This is a genomic window from Paragemmobacter amnigenus (assembly GCF_009908265.2).
Classification (GTDB): Bacteria; Pseudomonadota; Alphaproteobacteria; order Rhodobacterales; family Rhodobacteraceae; genus Paragemmobacter; species Paragemmobacter amnigenus.
The window spans coordinates 328,092-348,185 of record NZ_JAAATX020000003.1 but is presented as its reverse complement, the minus strand read 5'-3'; the positions used below and the strand labels follow the sequence as shown (position 1 = coordinate 348,185).

19 protein-coding genes and 1 riboswitch are annotated in these 20,094 nt (G+C 66.9%); of the genes, 16 read left to right on the top strand and 3 right to left on the bottom strand.

Annotated elements, in window-relative coordinates; all coding sequences use genetic code 11:
- Window positions 1-197: 197 nt before the first annotated feature.
- Window positions 198-2,180, top strand: a complete 1,983-nt coding sequence (locus GU927_RS06000) for a Hint domain-containing protein (protein WP_161761429.1) — start codon at window positions 198-200, stop codon at window positions 2,178-2,180.
- A 20-nt stretch (window positions 2,181-2,200) separates the two neighbouring features.
- Here the strand turns inward: GU927_RS06000 and GU927_RS05995 are convergent, their stop codons facing one another.
- Window positions 2,201-3,070, bottom strand: a complete 870-nt coding sequence (locus GU927_RS05995; RefSeq protein WP_161761428.1) for a glycosyltransferase family 2 protein — start codon at window positions 3,068-3,070, stop codon at window positions 2,201-2,203.
- 189 nt (window positions 3,071-3,259) lie between these two features.
- Here GU927_RS05995 and miaB point away from each other — a divergent pair, with 189 nt between their 5' ends.
- From miaB to trmB, 9 genes are all read left to right on the top strand, one after another.
- The gene (gene miaB / locus GU927_RS05990; RefSeq protein ID WP_161761427.1) at window positions 3,260-4,576 is read left to right on the top strand and encodes a tRNA (N6-isopentenyl adenosine(37)-C2)-methylthiotransferase MiaB; all 1,317 of its coding nucleotides are present in this window, start codon (window positions 3,260-3,262) and stop codon (window positions 4,574-4,576) included.
- 265 nt (window positions 4,577-4,841) lie between these two features.
- Complete coding sequence (locus GU927_RS05985) at window positions 4,842-5,321, top strand: OmpA family protein (RefSeq protein WP_161761426.1); 480 nt, start codon at window positions 4,842-4,844, stop codon at window positions 5,319-5,321.
- A gap of 5 nt (window positions 5,322-5,326) precedes the next feature.
- Window positions 5,327-5,674, top strand: a complete 348-nt coding sequence (locus GU927_RS05980) for a hypothetical protein (protein ID WP_161761425.1) — start codon at window positions 5,327-5,329, stop codon at window positions 5,672-5,674.
- 201 nt (window positions 5,675-5,875) lie between these two features.
- Window positions 5,876-6,895, top strand: a complete 1,020-nt coding sequence (locus tag GU927_RS05975) for a PhoH family protein (RefSeq protein WP_161761424.1) — start codon at window positions 5,876-5,878, stop codon at window positions 6,893-6,895.
- Between the two features lie 106 nt (window positions 6,896-7,001).
- The gene (ybeY, locus tag GU927_RS05970) at window positions 7,002-7,517 is read left to right on the top strand and encodes an rRNA maturation RNase YbeY (protein ID WP_161761423.1); all 516 of its coding nucleotides are present in this window, start codon (window positions 7,002-7,004) and stop codon (window positions 7,515-7,517) included.
- A 24-nt stretch (window positions 7,518-7,541) separates the two neighbouring features.
- A complete protein-coding gene (locus GU927_RS05965; protein ID WP_161761422.1) occupies window positions 7,542-8,480 on the top strand; it encodes a transporter associated domain-containing protein in 939 nt (312 codons plus the stop codon).
- 8 nt (window positions 8,481-8,488) lie between these two features.
- Window positions 8,489-9,970, top strand: a complete 1,482-nt coding sequence (gene lnt, locus GU927_RS05960) for an apolipoprotein N-acyltransferase (protein ID WP_394357661.1) — start codon at window positions 8,489-8,491, stop codon at window positions 9,968-9,970.
- A 33-nt stretch (window positions 9,971-10,003) separates the two neighbouring features.
- Window positions 10,004-10,053: riboswitch (SAM-SAH riboswitch) on the top strand.
- Window positions 10,054-10,059: 6 nt separating this feature from the next.
- Window positions 10,060-11,229 carry a methionine adenosyltransferase gene (metK, locus tag GU927_RS05955; RefSeq protein ID WP_161761421.1) on the top strand — a complete coding sequence of 390 codons (1,170 nt, stop codon included), beginning with the start codon at window positions 10,060-10,062 and terminating at the stop codon, window positions 11,227-11,229.
- Between the two features lie 283 nt (window positions 11,230-11,512).
- Window positions 11,513-12,232, top strand: coding sequence for a tRNA (guanine(46)-N(7))-methyltransferase TrmB (gene trmB, locus GU927_RS05950; protein WP_217765541.1), 720 nt, complete (start codon window positions 11,513-11,515; stop codon window positions 12,230-12,232).
- Here the strand turns inward: trmB and GU927_RS05945 are convergent.
- Window positions 12,229-13,284: an MBL fold metallo-hydrolase gene (locus tag GU927_RS05945; protein ID WP_161761419.1), complete on the bottom strand. Its 1,056-nt coding sequence runs from the start codon at window positions 13,282-13,284 to the stop codon at window positions 12,229-12,231. The two genes, trmB and GU927_RS05945, sit on opposite strands and share 4 nt — an antisense overlap.
- Before the next feature lie 120 nt (window positions 13,285-13,404).
- Here GU927_RS05945 and aroA point away from each other — a divergent pair, with 120 nt between their 5' ends.
- The 3 genes from aroA (at window position 13,405) to GU927_RS05930 (ending at window position 16,219) form a co-directional block, all read left to right on the top strand.
- On the top strand, window positions 13,405-14,751 hold the full coding sequence (aroA, locus tag GU927_RS05940; RefSeq protein ID WP_161761466.1) for a 3-phosphoshikimate 1-carboxyvinyltransferase: 1,347 nt from the start codon (window positions 13,405-13,407) through the stop codon (window positions 14,749-14,751).
- Window positions 14,752-14,852: 101 nt separating this feature from the next.
- The gene (locus tag GU927_RS05935; RefSeq protein ID WP_161761418.1) at window positions 14,853-15,446 is read left to right on the top strand and encodes a (d)CMP kinase; all 594 of its coding nucleotides are present in this window, start codon (window positions 14,853-14,855) and stop codon (window positions 15,444-15,446) included.
- On the top strand, window positions 15,443-16,219 hold the full coding sequence (locus tag GU927_RS05930; RefSeq protein WP_161761417.1) for an SDR family NAD(P)-dependent oxidoreductase: 777 nt from the start codon (window positions 15,443-15,445) through the stop codon (window positions 16,217-16,219). Before GU927_RS05935 ends, GU927_RS05930 begins: the two co-directional genes overlap by 4 nt.
- 252 nt (window positions 16,220-16,471) lie before the next feature.
- On the opposite strand, the gene GU927_RS05925 is transcribed toward GU927_RS05930, so the two are convergent.
- The gene (locus tag GU927_RS05925) at window positions 16,472-17,320 is read right to left on the bottom strand and encodes a universal stress protein (protein WP_161761416.1); all 849 of its coding nucleotides are present in this window, start codon (window positions 17,318-17,320) and stop codon (window positions 16,472-16,474) included.
- Window positions 17,321-17,525: 205 nt separating this feature from the next.
- Between GU927_RS05925 and ccoN the strand changes: the two genes are divergently transcribed.
- From ccoN to GU927_RS05910, 3 genes are read left to right on the top strand one after another with little or no spacing between them, the layout of a single operon-like run.
- The gene (gene ccoN, locus GU927_RS05920) at window positions 17,526-19,124 is read left to right on the top strand and encodes a cytochrome-c oxidase, cbb3-type subunit I (protein WP_161761415.1); all 1,599 of its coding nucleotides are present in this window, start codon (window positions 17,526-17,528) and stop codon (window positions 19,122-19,124) included.
- A 15-nt stretch (window positions 19,125-19,139) separates the two neighbouring features.
- Window positions 19,140-19,865: a cytochrome-c oxidase, cbb3-type subunit II gene (gene ccoO, locus GU927_RS05915; RefSeq protein ID WP_161761414.1), complete on the top strand. Its 726-nt coding sequence runs from the start codon at window positions 19,140-19,142 to the stop codon at window positions 19,863-19,865.
- 10 nt (window positions 19,866-19,875) lie between these two features.
- On the top strand, window positions 19,876-20,094 hold the full coding sequence (locus tag GU927_RS05910; protein WP_161761413.1) for a cbb3-type cytochrome c oxidase subunit 3: 219 nt from the start codon (window positions 19,876-19,878) through the stop codon (window positions 20,092-20,094).

Here is a 20,094-nt window from a genome sequence, read left to right as displayed (position 1 = left end):
CGTCAGTCCAGCGGGCAATCCGTCACCTATGCTGGCCGGAACGTGGCAGGTTGAACCTGCAATCCGTCACCATTCCCTGCAGTTCGTCCGGATTGTTGCCATTTCGGAAACATCTGCCTGCAGCAGTCGCGGGCTGCCCCTTTGCTGCCATAAACGCGCGGGAAACGGGGGCGTGACTTTTGTGCCGAGTGCCGGAAATGACCGTTTCGACCGATCTTCAACCTGTCGTCGTGGACAATGTGACCGACGCCTCGCAGGTCGAGACGTCGGGAACCCGCGCGGTCGAGCTGGTGACGATGCCCGACGGGCGGATGTTCCTGATCACCTCGGAGATCGGAACCTCGTCGGCGGGGATCGCGGTCTACGAGATCGACGCCGATCCGCTGTCGCCGACCTATGGGCAGGTGATCAACCCCGCAGGCACGGGGCAGACCGCGCCTCTGGCCAACGGGGCGGGTGATCTGGGCGGCAAGATCAGCCAGCTGTCCGCAGGCTCGGCAGGGGCCGGATACCAGCAGGTGCAGGATATCGTGGCGGTCGCGACCGCGGGCGGGACCACCTTTGTCTATACCGCCGATGCGGCGGGTGACAGTATCGGGATCGCGCAGCTTTCGGCGGGCGGGGTGCTGACCAAGACCGGCGCCCTGACCAGTTCCACGACGCTGGATTTCGTCGCGGACGTGTCCACCCTGCGGATCGGAACGACGACCTATCTTCTGGCGCGATCCTCGGGGGCGTCGGACAGCCTGATCAGCTACCGTGTCGACGATGCAACGGGCGCGCTGACGCAGGTCAGCCGGATCGTGGACGGCAACGGCACGGCCGAGAACTATCTGGCCGATGGCGACGGTGCCTCTTTCGGATTTCTGGAGGCGTATTCGACCAGCACCGGCCAGCATTTCGTGGCGGTGTCGGGCGAAAGCGGGCTGTCGCTCTTCCTTGCGGGGCCGGACGGGACGCTGGTCTTCCAGAATGCGCGGGGCGATGACCAGAACGGCGCGACCGAGACCGATCCGCAGGGCAACCGTCTGACCCGCGATCTGCTTTCGCCGTCGGGGTCGCAGACGGGGCTTTGGGATGTCGATGCTGCCACATGGGGCGAGATCGACGGCAGAACCTATCTTTTCGTGGGCGGCACGGATGACGATGTGACGATCTTCCGCGTCGATCCCGATGCGCGGGGCGACGGAACCTTTGATCTGACGCTGGTCGGACAGGCCGACAACATCTGGTCCGACATCAGCGCCCTGCGCTTTGTCGACGGGGCGGGCGGCCCCTATCTGGCCATCGGGGGCGAGCAGGGCGGTCTGAAATTCGTCGAGATTGCGGTCAATCCCGCGACGGGCGTCGTCTCGCTGCTGACCGCGTCGCAACTGGTCGTGCCGGATGCGGGCGAACCGGGGGCCGAACTGGCGGATAGCGAGGACATCGCGCTGTCGGGTGGGGTGATTGCTTCGGCCAGCGACAATGACGGTGGCGTGGCGCTGCTGAAATTCGTGGTCTGCTTTTGCGAGGGCACGCGCATCCTGACCCGTGGCGGCTATCGTCCGGTCGAATCGCTGGCGGCGGGCGATCTGGTGCTGACGCAGGATCACGGCTGGCAGGTGCTGCGCTGGATCGGGTATCGGGACGAGGTGTTCGGACCGGATGCGGAGGAGACGAAGCGCCCCGTCCTGATCCCGGGCGACCTGTTCGGCGCGGGACTGCCCGCGGGGGACCTGCGCCTGTCGCGGCAACACAGGATCGCGCTGCGCGCCGACAGGTTCCGGCATGACACGGGCAGTGTCGAGGTTCTGGTTCCGGCCAAGGATTTCTGCGGACTGGGCGGGATCGAGCTTGACCGTTCCCTGCCGCGGACGCGGTATTTCCACCTGCTCTTTGACCGGCACGAGATCGTCTGGGCCAATGGCATTCCCTGCGAGTCCTTCCTGTTCGGCGAGAATGCGGACCAGTTCCTGACGCACGCGCAAGTCCGATGGATCGAGCGCGCCCTTCCTGCGCTGGCATCGGGACGGCAACAGATGGCCCGCCCCGAATTGCGGGGCGCACGGGCGGTGGCGCAACTGCGCGCGATGCTGAAACCCGACGGGTTTTCCTTTGGCATCCAGTTCCCGCGGATGCTGCGACGGGCGCTGCTGGCGGCGCGGGACGGCGAAGGTGGCGCACAGCGTGCAGCCTGAACCTTCCCGCCTTCAGCGGATCAGAACCACTGACCCGGTTCCATCAGCCCGAGGTCCATCAACTGCTGCGAATGCCAGTTGAACGGGGTGGAATTGTGCCAGTTGAAGGTGGCGATGCCCCAGCGCGACCCCGGATTGGATTTGAGCGCCTTGGCCGTGCGGAAAGAGCATACCGCCGCCGTCAGGTTGTTGTGCCACGGGCAGGCGTAGGTGTTGTATTCCTCGTCCGAGAAGGTGAAGTCGGGGCGTAGCGTAACCCCCTTGCGCGCGCGGAACAGGGAGATGCGGTCGATCTTTCGCCGTGTCGGGGGGACATGTTCCTCGAATCGCCAGCGCAGGCCGCCGAAGAAATCGAGTTGCCGTTCCTTCGGGTGCCAGTGGTTGTCGGGGTCCGGGCGGGCCAGCGCATAATATCCCGACCGGTCCAGTTGTGCCGTGTCGAGGTTCACCGCATCGGGATACCGGTCGAGATCGTCGGCATAGAGGTCGATGACATAGGTCAGCATCGCGTCGCGGCGTTCTTCGGTGTGGAAGGCGAGAAGGTCACGGATCGTGCGCGTCTCGCAGAAGGGGAAGAACAGGTATTCCGCGTTGAAGCAGTAATAGATCCAGATGTCGGCGCAGGCAGCCGCCACGGTGTTGACGGCCTCGGGAAGCGCGTTCTCGGCATGGACGTCGTGGCGGATGCGGATGATCCTTGCGGCGACTTCGGGGTCCGGTTCCACGCCGTCGGGGGCGAGCAGGAGGATATCGCGAAAGCCGATCGACAGATGGTGGCGCAGGGTGGAGTCCAGTTCCACCGCGTCCTCGGCCATGATGATGGCAAGGGGGCCTTTCGGTCGGGCCTTGTCGATGGACGCCAGATAGGCTGTCAGGCTGTCATACCGCATCGCACTGCCCGGTTACGCTTGTTTACCGCTTGTCCTGCCGCCGCGGTGCCGCGGTCGTTCGTCGGGGCGGAGAGTCCGGCATGGGCGCAGGCTTTGCAAGCCCCTTTGCGGGCGCGCGGGGTGGCCTGTGCGATTGCGAAGGGGGGCGATTTGCGTGTATGGGACCGGCTTGCGGAACAGGGGTGCGTCATGGCGGAGCCGAAGAAGCTTTTCATCAAGACCTACGGTTGCCAGATGAATGTCTATGACAGCGAGCGCATGGCCGAGACGCTGGGCGCCGAGGGCTATGTCACGACCGAGGTGGCCGAAGAGGCGGACATGGTCCTGCTGAACACCTGCCACATCCGCGAGAAGGCGTCCGAGAAGCTCTATTCCGACCTTGGGCGTCTGCGGCCGCTGAAGCAGGCCAAGCCCGACCTGAAGATCGGCGTGGCAGGCTGCGTCGCGCAGGCCGAGGGTGAAGAGATCCTGCGCCGGATGCCGCTGGTCGATCTGGTGGTGGGACCGCAGAGCTATCACCGCCTGCCGGGCATGATGGGCGAGGTGGCGCAGGGGCGGAAGGCCGTCGATACCGACTTTCCGGCCGAGGACAAGTTCGACCACCTGCCCGAGCGGAAGGTGCTGCGCGGCCCGTCGGCATTCCTGACCGTGCAGGAGGGCTGCGACAAGTTCTGCGCCTTTTGCGTGGTGCCCTATACCCGCGGGGCCGAGGTCAGCCGTCCGGCGGAACGGCTGCTGCGCGAGGCGCGGGCATTGGTGGACAAGGGCGTGAAGGAGATCACGCTGCTGGGCCAGAACGTCAACGCCTATCATGGTGAGGGCGAGGGGGGCGTCTGGGGTCTGGCGCGGCTGGTGCGGGAACTGGCGCGCATCGACGGGCTGGAGCGGATCCGCTACACGACCAGCCATCCCAACGACATGGAGGATGACCTGATCGCCGCGCATGGCGAGGAGGCCAAGCTGATGCCCTATCTGCATCTGCCCGTGCAGTCGGGATCGGACCGCATCCTGAAGGCCATGAACCGCAAGCACACGCGGGATCAGTATTTCCGTCTGGTCGAGCGCATTCGCGCGGCGCGGCCCGACATCCTGCTGTCGTCCGATTTCATCGTAGGTTTCCCCGGTGAAAGCGATGCCGATTTCGCCGATACGATGGACCTGATCCGCACGGTGGGGTTCGGTGCGTCCTTCAGCTTCAAATATTCCGCCCGGCCCGGCACGCCCGCAGCCGAAAAGGACCCCGTCGCGGCAGAGGTTGCCGATGCGCGCCTGCAGGAGTTGCAGGCGCTGATCACCACCCAACAGCGCGCGGCGCAAGAGGCGATGGTGGGGCGCGAGGTGGGTGTCCTTTACGAAAAGGCGGGCCGTCTGCCCGGGCAGATGGTGGGCAAGTCCGACCACCTGCACGCCGTCCACGTGACCGATCCGCAGGGGCGCGCGGGCGATCTGGTGCGGGTCCGCATCGCCGCCTCGGCCCCCAATTCGCTGGCGGGTGAGCGGATCTGATTCGCCGCCGCCGTTTCGCCTGTGGCGACAGTGACGGAGAGGCCCCCGCAAGTGTTGCGCGAAACGGGGGGTGGTACCCTGCGTCAAAACTGGTGAATCGTTGATTCCGCTTGCCTTATCCGAAAGGCGGGGCCAATCCTGCCCATGAGTATCTGTTGTTGGTGATCTGTGTAACGAGGAGGGCTTCGGCTTGTTTCGATACTCGCTGCGCGCGCTTTTGAGCGCGATTTGTCTGGCGTTGGCCGTGGGCGCGCCGACATCTGTGATGGCCCAGGAAGTGACCGGACGGATCGAGTGGGGGGCCTGGGTCGATCGCGACGGCTGCATGCACTGGTGGGCCGATGGCGGCGTCGAGGGCTATATGGTCCCGCGGCGCGATCCGCATACCGGTAAGCCCGTCTGTCTGAAAAAAGAACTGTGCATGGTGCAGAACACGGACACGCTGTTCGCAACGGACAGCGCGACGCTTACGGCGTCCGGCCGCGCCTATCTGCAGCAATTCTTCCAGCAGGCGGGGGCCTTCGGCTATGCCATCTACGGGCATACCGACAGCCGCGCGTCGGATGAGTACAACATGCGGCTGTCCGACCGGCGGGCGGCGGCGGTGGCGGATGTGGCGCGCTCTGTCGGCGCGCCAGTGGAGCGTCAGATCGGTTATGGCGAACGGCAGCCGCGTGCCAGCAACGCGACCGCCGAGGGCATGGCGCAGAACCGCCGTGTCGAAGTCGTCTGCTACAATTGGTGAGTGTGATGGTTGGTAAGACTGCGCCCCTGAGCGGGCTGATCGTGATGATGGGGCTTGGACTTTCGGCCTGCGGTATCACACCCTATGGTGGACCGGACAGCGTGATCGCGACGGGACAGGACCGCGGCTTCCTCGACCGCGGCACGCTGAAGAACGGCGAGGCGGCGATTGCCTATGATCCGGACGGCTGCCAGAACTGGTTGATCGATGACGGGATCGAGGGCTATTCCAGCCCCCGCTTCGACCCTGTCTCGGGTCTGCCCATCTGCAACAACCGCTATCCGCCTGGAACGGTCATCGGCGCCTACGAGACCGAGTCCGCCGCCCTTGGCGACTGGGTGCCGAAGCGCTGATCCGCGGACAGACCGAGGCGTGGAACCGATCGGGGGGTTGCCTTCTTGTGGAGGCGGCCCCCTTGTCATTTGCGGCCCCTGTCATGCGGAATGCACAAAGGATGGGCAGAGTGGCGTAAAGGTGGTGAATGGTGCTTGCCTTGTGGCCAGACGAGGCACATCATCAACATATTGGCGAAGCCCTTGTAGAAGGAGAGCCCTTTGGGCATCAGCGCGCTGACCCCCCCGACCCGTTCCGAGGACGTTGTGGAAACGCTGCTCGAATTTCCGGACAACCGTTTGCTGATCGACCTGTGCGGCGAGTTCGACCGCAATCTGGCGCAGATCGAGCACCAGATCGGGGTCCATATCCTGAGACGGGGCAACCGTCTGGCGGTGATCGGCGAGAAGGGTGCGCGCGAACAGGCGGCAGGGGTGCTGCGGTCGCTTTACGCGCGGCTGGAATCGGGTCGCGGCGTGCAGGCGGGCGATATCGACGGCGCGATGCGGATGGGGCGCCCCATGCCTGACCGCCCCATGGCCGAAGGCGAGCAGATCGAGATGTTCTCGGCAGGCGGGATCGAACTGCGGACCCGCAAGAAGCCGATCGAGCCGCGGACCGAGGCGCAGAAGGCCTATGTCGCCAACCTGTTCCAGAACGAACTGGGCTTCGGCATCGGGCCTGCGGGTACGGGCAAGACCTATCTGGCGGTGGCGGTGGGGGTGACGATGTTCATCTCGGGCGCGGTGGAGAAGATCATCCTGTCGCGCCCCGCGGTGGAGGCGGGCGAAAGGCTCGGCTTCCTGCCCGGCGACATGAAGGAGAAGGTCGATCCCTACATGCAGCCGCTTTACGACGCGCTGAACGATTTCCTGCCGCAAAAGCAGGTGCAGAAGCTGATGGAGGAAAAGCGGATCGAGATCGCGCCGCTGGCCTTCATGCGCGGGCGGACGCTGTCCAACGCCTTCATCGTGCTGGACGAGGCGCAGAATGCCACGACCATGCAGATGAAGATGTTTCTGACCCGACTGGGCGAGGGCAGCCGGATGGTCATCACCGGCGACCGCACCCAGATCGACCTGCCGCGCGGGGTTCCCAGCGGGTTGCAGGATGCCGAGCGGATCCTGAAGGGGGTGAAGGGCGTGACCTTCAACTACTTCACGGCCAAGGACGTGGTGCGCCACCCGCTGGTCGCGCGGATCATCGAGGCCTACGAGGCGGACGAGACGCCGCAGGCCTGACCGGACGGAGCGCGGGGCGCATGCCATGCGCCGCGCCCCGCCACCGGTTACGGCCTTGTCCGGCGGGTGGTTTGCGGTTTTCCGCGGACTGGGCTATGGGCGGGCCATGAGCATCGTTGATATCGTGATCGAAGACGCGCGCTGGGACGCTTTCGGGCTGGAGCCGCTGGCCGAGCGGGCCTGTGATGCCGCGCTGGGGACGCTCGGGCTTGGGCGCGACGGGTTTTCCGTCGTGCTGATGGGCTGTGACGATGCACGCATCGCCGAGTTGAACGCGGATTTCCGCGGCAAGCCGCAACCCACCAACGTGCTGTCATGGCCGTCGGAAGAGCGCGCGGCCGATCAGATCGGTGGATTGCCCGAAGCGCCCGAGGCGGGTGACGCGGACGAGCCCTGCGAGCTGGGCGACATTGCCATCGCCTACGAGACCTGCGCCCGCGAGGCCGAGGCGGCGGGAAAGCCGATGGCGGATCATGTGACGCATCTGGTCGTGCACGGTCTGTTGCATTGCCTTGGATATGACCATGTCGAGGATGCGGATGCGGCGGTGATGGAGGGGCTGGAGGTGCGGATACTTGCATCGCTGGGCCTTCCGGACCCATATTCGGATGCACCCGCGTGACGGGGCGCTTTGGAAGAAGGACCAATGGGCAGTAGCAGCGACGGGTCAGAGGCGGCGCGCAGCGCGCAGGGATCGACTGACGGTGACGGAGAGCCAGCCACGCGCGGCTTTTTCGAAAGGTTATTAAGTGCGTTTTCCCCCGCACCCGAGGACATGCCGCAACAGGCAGGATCGGGGCAGGCCGGAACGGGGGCCGGTGCGGCGCCGTCCGGAACGGGGGGCGGGTCGGTACCGGGACTCGGCAACCTGCGGCGGCTTCGGGTGGACGATGTGGCCGTCCCCAAGGTCGAGATCGTCGCGGTCCCGCTGGACATCGGCAAGGACGAGCTTGTGGAGGTGTTCCGCGAACACGGTTTTTCGCGCGTTCCCGTCTACAAGGGCACGCTGGACCATCCGCAGGGTCTTGTGCTGCTGAAGGACCTTGCGCTTCAGCACGGGTTCGGGGCGTCGGGCCGTTTCTCGTTGAAAAAGCTGCTGCGGCCGGTTCTCTATGCGCCGCCGTCCATGCCGGTGGGCGTGCTGCTGCAGAAGATGCAGCGCGAGCGGGTGCATATGGCCTTGGTGATCGACGAATATGGCGGGGTCGACGGACTGGTCACAATCGAGGACCTGATCGAGACGGTCATCGGCGAGATCGAGGACGAGCATGACGAGGAGGAGGGCGCGCTCTGGAAAGAGGAGAAGCCCGGCGTCTTTGTCGCCATGGCCCATGCACCGCTGGAAGAGATCGAGGCGGCGACCGGCTTGCGGCTGCGTCAGGACGAGGATGACGAGGAGATCGACACCGTCGGCGGCATCGTCTTCCTGCGGACGGGCCGCGTGCCCGCGCGGGGCGAGGTCGTGGCGCATGAGAGCGGCGCCGAGTTCGAGGTGATCGATGCCGACCCGCGCCGGATCAAGCGGCTTCGCATCCGTCTGCCGGGGGCGGGTACCGCGGCGGCGGAAAAGGCGGCCGAGGCGTGATGACGCCCCTGCGCGCGGCGCTTCGGGCGGAATGGCCCGGCTGGCGGCTGGCGGGGGCGGCTTTCGCGCTGGGTGGTGTGGCGTCGCTGGGTCAGGCACCGCTGGGATGGTGGTGGGTGACGCTGCCCGCGTTGGCGGGGATGCTGCGGCTGGTCCTGACGGCAGCGCGCGGGCGCGTCTGGCTGGGCTGGTTCGGGGGCGCGGGCTATTTCGCCTGCGCGCTTAACTGGATCGTCGAGCCCTTTCTGGTCGAGCCGGAAACCCATGGCTGGATGGCGCCCTTTGCGGTGGTGTTCCTGTCTTTCGGGCTGGCGCTGTTCTGGGCTGCGGCGGTCTGGGCGGGGGCGCGGGGGCGCTGGCCGCTGGCGGGGCTGGTGGTCGCGCTGGCGGGTGCCGAACTGGGGCGAGGCCATGTGCTGACCGGTTTTCCCTGGGCGATGCCCGGTCATGTCTGGGTGGGAACGCCCGTGGCGCAGGTGGCGGCTTTGGCGGGGCCCTTGGCGCTGACCGGGCTGGTGCTGGGGGTGGCGGCGCTGCTGTCGCGTGCGCGGATGCTGCCCGCGCTGGTCGCCGCGGCGCTGCTGGCGGGGGCGTGGGGATATGGCCTGTGGCGCGAGGGGCGACCTGTGCCCGGTGGGACGGGGGTGTTCCTGCGACTGGTGCAGCCCAATGCGGAGCAGGGGCTGAAATGGGACCCCGATCTGGCGCGCGTCTTCTTCGAGCGGCAACTGGCGCTGACCGAGGCGGGGTCGCGCCCCGATCTGGCGATCTGGCCGGAAACCGCAGTGCCCTATCTGCTGGAGGACTATCCCGAGGTCGGCGCGCGCATTGGCAAGGCAGGGCGCGGCAGTCCCGTGGCGGTGGGTGTGCAGCGGGTGGAGGGGTGGCGGTTCTGGAACAGCCTTGCCGTGATCGGGCCGGACGGACGCGTGATGGCGGGCTATGACAAGCACCATCTGGTGCCCTTTGGCGAATACATCCCCTTCGGCGATCTGGCCTATCGCTGGTTCGGGCTGGTGGCCTTTGCCGCGCAGGAGGGGAACGGTTATTCGGCGGGGGCGGGGCCTGCGGTGCTCGATCTCGGGCCGAAGCTGGGCAAGGTCTTGCCGCTGATCTGTTACGAGGCGGTCTTTCCTCAGGATTTGCTGGACGCGCCGGAGCGGGCGGACTGGATCCTGCAGATCACGAACGACGCGTGGTTCGGGGAATGGACCGGCCCCTACCAGCATCTGGCGCAGGCGCGGTTGCGCGCGATCGAACAGGGGCTGCCCTTCGTGCGGGTGGCAAATACCGGCATTTCGGCCCTGATCGACGCGCGGGGGCGGGTGGTGGAGAGCCTGCCCCTGGGCGAGACGGGTTATCTGGACGTGGAGCTTCCCGCCGCGCTGCCCGCGACGCCCTATGCGCGCTTTGGCGAATGGCCGGTGGTGCTGTTGCTGATCGGCGGCGCTGCGGCGCTGGTTCTGGCGGGGCGGCGGAAGGCGGCTTGACGGGGTGGGGTGCTGCGTCTAGGCAAGCGCATCGAACCGCCACAACGGCTTCCTGGCGTGGCGGGGGTAACCCTAATGGAGCACTTCCCATGTCCCGTCTGAACTATGTCTTCACCTCCGAATCCGTGTCGGAGGGGCATCCCGACAAGGTTTGCGACCGCATTTCCGATGCGGTTCTGGATGCCTTCCTGTCGGAAGAGCCGAATGCCCGTGTTGCCTGTGAAACCTTTGCCACGACCAACACGGTCGTCGTGGGCGGGGAAGTCGGTCTGTCGACCGAAGCCAAGACCAAGGCCATGCTCGCGCGGGTCGAGGGGATCGTGCGCGATTGCGTCAAGGATATCGGCTACGAGCAGGACAAGTTCCACTGGAACACCCTGACCGTGCACAACCTGCTGCATGAACAGTCGGCCCATATCGCGCAGGGCGTGGACCGTGACGGCGCGGGCGATCAGGGCATAATGTTCGGCTATGCCTGCCGCGAGACGCCGGAACTGATGCCGGCGCCGATCCAGTATTCCCACGCGATCCTGCGGCGGCTGGCCGAAGTGCGGAAGTCGGGCAAGGAACCGACGCTGGGGCCGGATGCCAAGTCGCAGCTTTCCCTGCGCTATGAGGATGGCAAGCCGGTCGAGGTGACGTCGATCGTGCTGTCGACCCAGCATCTGGACGAGGCGCAGACCTCGGACGACATCCGCGCCATCGTGGAGCCCTATATCCGCGAGATCCTGCCTGCGGGCTGGATCACCGCCAAGACCGAATGGTGGGTGAACCCGACGGGCAAGTTCGTGATCGGCGGGCCTGATGGCGATGCGGGCCTGACGGGGCGCAAGATCATCGTGGATACCTATGGCGGCGCGGCCCCGCATGGTGGCGGGGCCTTCTCGGGCAAGGACCCGACCAAGGTGGACCGTTCGGCCGCCTATGCCGCGCGCTATCTGGCCAAGAACGTGGTGGCGGCGGGGCTGGCGGATCGCTGTACGCTGCAGGTGTCCTATGCGATCGGGGTGGCCAAGCCCCTGTCGATCTATGTCGACACCCATGGCACGGGCGCGGTCGAGGCTTCGGCCATCGAACGCGCGGTGGCCGAATGCATGGACCTGACGCCGCGCGGCATCCGCGAGAAGCTGGGGCTGAACCGTCCGATCTATGCCCGCACCTCGGCCTATGGCCATTTCGGGCGCGAGGCGACGGCGGATGGCGGCTTCAGCTGGGAGCGGACCGATCTGGTCGAGGCGCTGAAGAAGGCCGTGAAGTAATTTCGCCTTTTCTGGCGGTCTGGCGGCGCGCGGGGGCGACCTGCGCGCCGTTTCCATTTTGCGGCGCTGATCTGGCGGAGCGGGCGGTGCCGCCCGCAAGCCGGAAGCCTTGTCCCGCGCGGGGCGCGCGGGCCAAGGCGCGGGGGGCATTCTGCCCCCGTCCCCGCAGGGGCGGGGACTCCCCCTGAGAGTATTTGAGCCGAGATGAAGGGCGGGGTCGGCTTTGGCTTGACCATGGGGCGCGGGCGGACTAGGGCGCGCGCTGCAACCAATGGGGCCTGCCATGAGCGAGACGACGCGTGACGAGATTCCTGCCGTGCCGGAGCGGCGGAACTTCTACGGGCGGGTGCATGGCAAGACGCTGCGCGCCAGCCAGAAGCAGTATCTGGCCGAGGATCTGGGCAAGGTCCGGCTGGAGGGCGTGACGGTGGAGGAGAACCCGTCGCGCACCATGCTGGACCCCGTGGCGCTGTTCGGCGGGCGTCCCCTGTGGCTGGAGGTCGGGTTCGGCGGGGGCGAGCATCTGGTGCATATGGCGGCGCGCTATCCCGGTGTCGGGATCATCGGCTGCGAGCCTTTCGTGAATGGCGTGGCGATGCTTCTGGGCAAGATCCGGTCGGCGGGGGTGGAGAATTTGCGCATCCATCCGGGCGATGTGCGCGACCTGTTCGACGTGCTGCCGGATGCGTGCGTGGCGAAGTGCTTTCTGAACTATCCCGACCCGTGGCCCAAGGCGCGCCATCACCGGCGGCGGTTCGTGACGCAGGGATATCTGTCGGCGCTGGCGCGGGTGATGATGCCGGGGGCGGAGTTCCGCGTGGCGACCGACATTCCCGATTACGTGCGCCAGACGCTGGAAGAGGTGCCGGTGGCGGGCTTTGACCTTGTGTCGCAGTCGGGGGCGGGGGCCGCGTGGGAGGACTGGATTTCCACCCGCTATGAGCAGAAGGCGCTGCGCGAGGGGCGCGAGCCGCATTACCTGACCTTCCGGCGGAAGGGTTAGGCGGGGATTTCCCATGCCTCGCCGGGGGCGAGGGGGCGGAAGCGGGCGGCGTCTATGCCCTTGGACCGCAGCGCGTCGGAGAGGGCGGTGAGGGGGGCGTCGCGGGCTTCGTCCGTCAACTGGAAGGTGCCCCAGTGGTGGCCCACGGCGTGGCGCGCGCCGGAGAGGAGGAAGCCTTCCACCGCCTCGGCCGGGTTCTGGTGCTGGTCGCGCATGAACCAGCGGGGTTCATAGGCGCCTACGGGGAGGATGGCGGCGCGGATGGGGCCGTGCTTGTCGGGCAGGTGGCGGTAGGGGCGGCCCTGGTCGAAGCCCGTGTCGCCGATGTGATGGATGCGGCCTGCGGGCGTGTCGATCACGAAGGCGGACCAGAGCGCCATGGACCGGTCGCGCGTGCCCCGCGCGGACCAGTGGTGGCAGGGTTCGAAATGGACCGTGGCATTGGCGAGGGCGAGTGTGTCGCCCCAGTTGCCGGTCTGCACGCGCATTTGCGGGACGGCGTCGCGGACGATGGTGTCATTGCCCAGCGGCGTGATGACCAGCGGGTCGTGGGTGCCGTGCAGGCGTTGCAGCGTTCCGGTGTCGAGGTGGTCGTAATGGTTATGCGTCAGCAGGACCGCGTCGATCTTTGGCAGGTGTTCGAAGCGGATGCCGGGGGCGGTGGCGCGTCTGGGGCCCGCGAAGGAGAAGGGGGAGGCGCGCAGGGACCAGACGGGATCGGTCAGCAGGTTGAGGCCCGCCACCTGGATCAGGAGCGTGGCATGGCCGACCATGGTGATGGTGAGGTCGTCCACGCGGGGCGCGGGTTTTACCGGTCTGATGGCGATGCCCTCGGGCCATGTCGCGCGGTTTCCGCCGGTCTGCCATTTCAGCAGGTCGCCGAACCCCCTGGGCGCCGCGCCGCCGGGGTTGAAGAAGCGCGTGCCGTCGAAATTGTGGGCGGGCGGGCCGGAGTAATAGCGGTTGCGGGGCGACAGGGCGAAAGCTCCGGTTGCGGTGGCGGTGGCGGTGGCACCGGCGGCGAGAAGGGCGAGGAGGCGGCGGCGGTTCATGGTCAGGGATATGCGCGTCGTGGTTGTGGTTTCAAGCGGCGCTCCGCGTGGCGTGATGTGGGCATGGACCGGACGGGGCGGTTGCGCTATCAGGCGGGCCGGAATGACAGGGAGATGAAGATGTCCGGCCACGGTGACGCGCAACCCATGACCGCCCGCAAGTCCGGCCCCCTGCGGGGCGTGGCCGAGGTGCCGGGGGACAAGTCGATCAGCCACCGCGCGCTGATCTTCGGGGCGATGGCCGTGGGCGAGACGCGGGTGACGGGGCTGCTGGAAGGGCAGGACGTGCTGGACACGGCCAAGGCGATGCGGGCCTTCGGGGCCGAGGTGACGCGGCACGGGCTGGGCGAATGGTCGGTCCATGGCGTGGGCGTGGGCGGGTTCCGCGAGCCTGCGGATGTCATCGACTGCGGGAATTCCGGAACGGGCGTGCGGCTGATCATGGGGACGATGGCGACATCGCCCATCACCGCGACCTTCACGGGCGATGCGTCGCTGCGCAAGCGGCCCATGGGGCGGGTGACGGATCCGCTGTCGCTGTTCGGGGCGCGGGCCTATGGGCGGCAGGGCGGGCGGCTGCCGATGACGGTGGTGGGCGCGGCGGATCCGGTGCCCGTGCGCTATGCACTGCCGGTGGCCAGTGCGCAGGTGAAGTCGGCGGTGCTGCTGGCGGGCCTGAACGCGCCCGGCCAGACGGTGGTGATCGAGAAGGAGCCGACGCGCGACCATTCGGAACGGATGTTGCTGGGCTTTGGCGCGGCGCTGACGGTCGAGACGACTGCGGAGGGGAATGTCATCACCCTGACGGGGCGGCCGGAATTGCGGGCGCAGACCGTGGCGGTGCCGCGCGATCCGTCCAGCGCGGCCTTTCCGACCTGCGCGGCGCTGATCGTGGAGGGGTCCGACATCACCGTTCCCGGCGTCAGCCAGAACCTGACGCGAAACGGGCTTTACCTGACGCTGGTCGAGATGGGCGCGCAGATCGAGTTCATGAACCCCCGCGAGGAGGGGGGCGAGCCGGTGGCGGATCTGCGGGTGAAGTTTTCGCCCGATCTCAAGGGGATCGAAGTGCCCGAGGAGCGAGCGCCGTCCATGATCGACGAGTATCCGATCCTGTCGGTCGTGGCGGCCTTTGCCGAGGGCAAGACGGTGATGCGCGGCGTCAAGGAGTTGCGGGTCAAGGAAAGCGACCGGATCGACGCCATGGCGCGCGGGCTGGAGGCCTGCGGTGTGCGGGTCGAGGAGGATGAGGATACGCTGATCGTCCACGGTCTGGGGGCGGGCGGGGTGCCGGGCGGGGCTACGGCAAAGACGCATCTGGACCACCGGATCGCGATGAGTTTCCTTGTTTGCGGGATGGCGGCGAAGAAGGATGTGTCGGTGGACGATGCCTCGCCCATCCTGACGTCCTTTCCGATCTTCGAGGGGCTGATGACGGGGCTGGGGGCGACGCTCGCGCGCGGGTGACGATTTTTCTGGCGAAAAATCAGGGGGGCTGTCTGCCCCCCTCGGCCCGTGCCGGGCCTTCACCCCCCGAGGATATTTGTGAACGGATGAAGGGGCTTGCGGTGATTTTCACGGTTGCCATCGACGGGCCGGCGGCGGCGGGCAAGGGGACCATCGGGCGGGCCGTGGCGGCGCGGTTCGGGTTCGCGCATCTGGATACGGGGCTGCTTTATCGCGCGGTCGGGGCCAAGGGCGGCGATCCGGTGGCGGCGGCAGAGGGGCTGGTTCCGGCCGATCTGGAGCGGGGCGACCTGCGGTCGCTGGAGGCGGGGCAGGCGGCGTCGAAGGTGGCGGCGATCCCGCAAGTGCGTGCGGCGCTTGTGGAATTCCAGCGGCGGTTCGCGCGGGCCGAGGGCGGCGCGGTGCTGGACGGGCGGGATATCGGCACGGTGATCTGTCCCGAGGCGGAGGTGAAGCTTTACGTCACGGCCAGTGCCGAGGTGCGGGCGCACCGGCGCTGGCTGGAGGTTGGCGGGGACGAGGCGCGGGTGCTGGCCGAGGTGCGCGAGCGGGATGCGCGGGACATGGGGCGGGCGGATGCGCCGCTGCGGGCGGCGGAGGATGCGGTGGTGCTGGATACCAGCGCGATGGGCGTGGAGGAGGCCGTGGCGCGGGCCATCGCGGTGGTCGCGGCACGGATGGAGGGGCGGGGATGACGGGTTTGCGGTTGCCGGAGTTGCAGGGCAAGGCGGTGCTGGTGACGGGGGCGTCAACGGGCATCGGGGCGGCGGTGGCGCGGGCCTTCGCGGCGCAGGGCGCGCGGGTGGGGTTGCATTACAATGCCAGCGAAGATGCTGCGAAAGCAGTGGCTTACGAGATCGGCGCGGCGGGGGGCGAGTGCGTCCTGATCCGTGCGGACGTGTCGGACGGGGCGGGGGCGCGGTCGGCGGTGGAGCAGGCGGTTGCGGCTTTCGGGCGGCTGGACGGGTTGGTGAACAATGCGGGCGGGATGGTGCGGCGGGTGGCTTATGCCGATGTTTCCGAACGGGATTATGACGAGATCATGGACTTGAACGCGCGGTCGGTCGTGGTGGCCTCGCAGGCCGCCATCGGGCCGATGAAGGCGGCGGGGGGCGGGTTCATCATCAACACCACATCCGTCGCGGCGCGCAACGGGGCGAGCGGCGGGGCGGGGCTGTACGGGTCGTCCAAGGCCTTTGTCCACAACGTCACGCGGGGGATGGCGAAGGAGCTTATTCCCTTTGGAATCAGGGTGAACGCCGTGGCGCCGGGGGTCATCACGACGCCGTTCCACGAGCGCTATTCGACCGAGGCGCAGTTGCAGGCGCAGCTTGCCACCATCCCTGCGGGGCGGTTGGGCGTCGCGGAGGATTGTGTCGGGGCCTTCCTGTTTCTGGCCTGTGCGAGCCTGTCCGGCTATGTCGTCGGGCAGGTGATCGAGGTGAATGGCGGGCAGTTGATGCCCTGACGGGGCGAAGGGTTAACCGGCGGGATTTGCTGGGGAATTCCGGCAGATCGAGAGTTTGCGCCGTACCGCTGGCTGTGCAGACGGTTGTGCAGACAGGTGTACATACAAACTCCGGCAGAGTCGCGGGGCGGAACGTGGTTAAGCGTGCGTGGGTGCACAAGAGCCTGATCCCGTCTCCCCCACCCGCTCCCCGCCCCGCGAGGGGGAGGGGAGCGCTTTGGACGGATGGGGTTGGCGGGGTGGTGGCCTGCGTCAATGCGCCATGAACACCGGCACTTCGGCCTGTTCCAGCATGTTGCGGGTCGCGCCGCCGAGAATCGCCTCGCGGAAGCGGGAATGGCCGTAGGCGCCCATGACGAGCAGGTCGGCGTTCTGGTCGCGGACGTGGCGGGCCAGAACGTCCGAGATGCGCGGCAGGGTGCGGGCGAGGACCGAAACCTCGGCCCGGACGCCGTGGCGGACGAGCATCTGGCAGAGCATCCCGCCGGGGTCGGAGCGTTCGGGGCCGTGCTGGGGCGGGTCGATCACGGCGATGTTCACCAGATCGGCCTGTTTCAGGAGCGGCAGCGCCTTGCGGACGGCGGTCATCGCCTCGGCCGACTGGTTCCATGCGATCACGGCGCGGCGGGGGGCGGCGGCGCGGCCTGCGCCCGAGTCGGGCAGGATCAGGACCGGCGCGCGACCCTCGAACAGGGCGGCTTCGGTTACGGCCTCGGCCTCGGGGCCCTGACCGTCGCCATAGGGGCGGGACAGGATGACGAGGTCGGCGAATCGCGCCCGCTGTGCAACGAGGTCGGTGAGCGCGCCGAGCTGGGTCATTGCGGCCTCGATCGTGTAGCGCAGGGCGGGGGACTGGCCCGCGATGGCCTTGCGCGCGGCGGATTCGATCTCTTTCGCGTCCTGTTCGGCGCGGTCGAGGGCGGCTTGCAGCACCACGGCGCCGGTGCCGACATAGGAATAGCCGATCTGCGTGCGGTCCACGCCGAGCGCGAGGATGTCGAGATGGGCGTCATGGGCGGCGGCAAGTGCCGCCGCGCCGGTGATTGCCGCGTCGGTACGGGTCGCACTCACAGCCACGGTCAACAGGGTCTTGTAGGCCATCGGTGCCTCCTTTTCATGCATGGCCAAGCGTTAATCCGATGCGCGGGACATTTCTTTGACCGAGGTCAAGGCAGCCATCACCGGCTGTTGACATGGATCAAGGCGGCTGGACCCGTCGCCTTGCAAAAGCGGACCAGTCGCAAAGTGCCCTGCGTGGACCGGATTCGTCCGGGCCGGAGGGGGCCAAGAGACGAAGGGACGCAAAATGTGGGATTATTTGAAACTGATCGTGCTGGGGGTCGTGGCGGTGTTTGCCGCCATCGCCTCGAACTACGCGCACGATCTTGCGTATCAGGTCAACGCGATCGTCGTCATGCTTGCCGCCGGTCTGACGTTCCTGTGGACGCTGAGGACGATGGGCGAGCCGAAGACGGCGAACGCCGGTGAATACATGGACGGTGTCGTCCGCGCGGGGGTGATCGCCACCGCCTTCTGGGGTGTGGTGGGCTTTCTGGTGGGGGTGGTCATCGCCTTCCAACTGGCCTTTCCGGCGCTGAATTTCGAGTGGTCGCAGGGCATTCTGAACTTTGGCCGCCTGCGCCCGCTGCATACCAGCGCGGTGATCTTCGCCTTTGGCGGCAACGCGCTGATCATGTCGGCCTTCTACATCGTGCAGCGCACCAGCGCGGTGCGGCTGTGGGGTGGCAATCTGGCGTGGTTCGTGTTCTGGGGCTGGCAGGTGATGATCGTGCTGGCGGCCACGAGCTATGTTCTGGGCGGCACGCAGGGCAAGGAATATGCCGAGACGGTCTGGTACATCGACTGGTGGATCGTGGTCGTCTGGGTCGGTTTCCTGGCCGTGTTCATGGGCACGCTGTTCAAGCGCAAGGAGCCCCACATCTACGTGGCCAACTGGTTCCTGCTGTCGATGATCCTGACGGTGGCGATGCTGCATATCGGGAACAACCTGCAGATTCCGGTGTCGGTCTTCTCGTCGCAGTCGGTGCCGCTGTTCTCGGGCGTGCAGGATGCGATGGTGCAGTGGTGGTACGGCCATAACGCCGTGGGCTTCTTCCTGACCGCGGGCTTTCTGGGGATGATGTACTACTTCGTGCCCAAGCAGGCCGAGCGTCCCGTCTTTTCCTACAAGTTGTCGATCATCCACTTCTGGGCGCTGATCTTCCTGTATATCTGGGCCGGTCCGCACCACCTGCATTACACGGCGCTGCCGGACTGGGCATCGACGCTGGGCATGGTGTTCTCGGTCATCCTGTGGATGCCGTCCTGGGGTGGCATGATCAACGGGCTGATGACGCTGTCGGGCGCATGGGACAAGCTGCGGACGGACCCGATCATCCGGATGATGGTGGTGTCGGTCGGTTTCTACGGCATGTCGACCTTCGAGGGACCGATGATGTCCATCAAGGCGGTGAACTCGCTGAGCCACTATACGGACTGGACCATCGGGCACGTGCATTCGGGCGCGCTGGGCTGGAACGGGATGATCACCTTCGGGGCGCTGTATTTCCTTGTTCCGCGTCTGTGGAACCGCGAGCGGCTGTATAGCCTGAGCCTTGTCTCCTGGCACTTCTGGCTCGCGACGATCGGGATCGTCCTTTACGCCTCGGCCATGTGGGTCACGGGGATCATGGAAGGCCTGATGTGGCGCGAAGTGGATGCGAACGGGTTCCTCGTGAACGCCTTTGCCGACACGGTGGCCGCGAAGTTCCCGATGTATGTGGTGCGCGGGCTGGGCGGGGTCATGTTCCTCGCCGGTGCGATCATCATGTGCTACAACCTGTGGATGACCGTCCGCGCCCAGCCCGCCCGGGCCGGTGCCGGATCGGCCGTCCCTGCTGAATGACCGGAGGCAGGGCAAATGGCTTTTCTTGACAAGCACAAGGCAATCGAAACCCACGCGACGCTTCTGATGGTGCTGAGCCTTCTGGTCGTCACCATCGGGGGGATCGTGCAGATCGTGCCGCTCTTCTATCTGGAGAACACGATCGAGGACGTGGAAGGGGTGCGCCCCTACACGCCGCTGGAGCTGGCGGGGCGGGACATCTATATCCGCGAGGGCTGCTATGTCTGCCACAGCCAGATGATCCGCCCGATGCGGGACGAGGTCGAACGCTATGGCCATTACTCGCTGGCGGCCGAGTCGCAGTATGACCACCCGTTCCAGTGGGGGTCGAAGCGGACGGGGCCGGATCTGGCGCGGGTCGGCGGGCGGTATTCGGACGCGTGGCATGTGGACCACCTGACGGACCCGCAGTCGGTCGTGCCGGAATCGGTGATGCCGAAGTATGGCTATCTGATGAATGCCGAGATCGACGGGCGCTACATCCAGGACGTCATGGGAACCCACCGCATCGTCGGCGTGCCCTATGACGACGCGATGATGGAGAACGCGGTGGCGGACTTCACGGCGCAGGCGGACCCGAACAGCGATTATGCGGGGCTGCAGGAGCGGTATGCCAAGGCCAATGTGTCGAACTTTGACGGGCAGCCGCAGTTGACCGAGATGGACGCGCTGATCGCCTATCTGCAGGTGCTGGGCACGATGGTCGACTTCTCGACCTTCACGCCGGATGCGAGCCGGTAAGGGGGCGCAGATGGATACCTATGGTCTGCTGAGGGAATTCGCGGACAGCTGGGCGCTGGTGGCGCTAACGCTGATCTTCCTGGGGGTGGTGTTCTGGGCCTGGCGGCCCGGCAGCACGCGCCTGCACGAGGATGCCGCGAAGTCGATTTTCCGTAACGACACGAAACCGGCTGGCGATGCCGGGCGCGGGCTGTCCCGCGCCCCTGCCCGCGGCCAGAAGGAGGCGTGA

Bases quoted from the DNA above. Each gene is read 5' to 3' on its own strand.
- GU927_RS06000 (WP_161761429.1), top strand. From the start codon at position 198: ATGACCGTTTCGACCGATCTTCAACCTGTCGTCGTGGACAATGTGACC.
- GU927_RS05995 (WP_161761428.1), bottom strand. From the start codon at position 3,070: ATGCGGTATGACAGCCTGACAGCCTATCTGGCGTCCATCGACAAGGCC.
- miaB (WP_161761427.1), top strand. From the start codon at position 3,260: ATGGCGGAGCCGAAGAAGCTTTTCATCAAGACCTACGGTTGCCAGATG.
- GU927_RS05985 (WP_161761426.1), top strand. From the start codon at position 4,842: ATGGCCCAGGAAGTGACCGGACGGATCGAGTGGGGGGCCTGGGTCGAT.
- GU927_RS05980 (WP_161761425.1), top strand. From the start codon at position 5,327: ATGGTTGGTAAGACTGCGCCCCTGAGCGGGCTGATCGTGATGATGGGG.
- ybeY (WP_161761423.1), top strand. From the start codon at position 7,002: ATGAGCATCGTTGATATCGTGATCGAAGACGCGCGCTGGGACGCTTTC.
- GU927_RS05965 (WP_161761422.1), top strand. From the start codon at position 7,542: ATGGGCAGTAGCAGCGACGGGTCAGAGGCGGCGCGCAGCGCGCAGGGA.
- metK (WP_161761421.1), top strand. From the start codon at position 10,060: ATGTCCCGTCTGAACTATGTCTTCACCTCCGAATCCGTGTCGGAGGGG.
- trmB (WP_217765541.1), top strand. From the start codon at position 11,513: ATGAGCGAGACGACGCGTGACGAGATTCCTGCCGTGCCGGAGCGGCGG.
- GU927_RS05945 (WP_161761419.1), bottom strand. From the start codon at position 13,284: ATGAACCGCCGCCGCCTCCTCGCCCTTCTCGCCGCCGGTGCCACCGCC.
- aroA (WP_161761466.1), top strand. From the start codon at position 13,405: ATGTCCGGCCACGGTGACGCGCAACCCATGACCGCCCGCAAGTCCGGC.
- GU927_RS05930 (WP_161761417.1), top strand. From the start codon at position 15,443: ATGACGGGTTTGCGGTTGCCGGAGTTGCAGGGCAAGGCGGTGCTGGTG.
- GU927_RS05925 (WP_161761416.1), bottom strand. From the start codon at position 17,320: ATGGCCTACAAGACCCTGTTGACCGTGGCTGTGAGTGCGACCCGTACC.
- ccoN (WP_161761415.1), top strand. From the start codon at position 17,526: ATGTGGGATTATTTGAAACTGATCGTGCTGGGGGTCGTGGCGGTGTTT.
- ccoO (WP_161761414.1), top strand. From the start codon at position 19,140: ATGGCTTTTCTTGACAAGCACAAGGCAATCGAAACCCACGCGACGCTT.
- GU927_RS05910 (WP_161761413.1), top strand. From the start codon at position 19,876: ATGGATACCTATGGTCTGCTGAGGGAATTCGCGGACAGCTGGGCGCTG.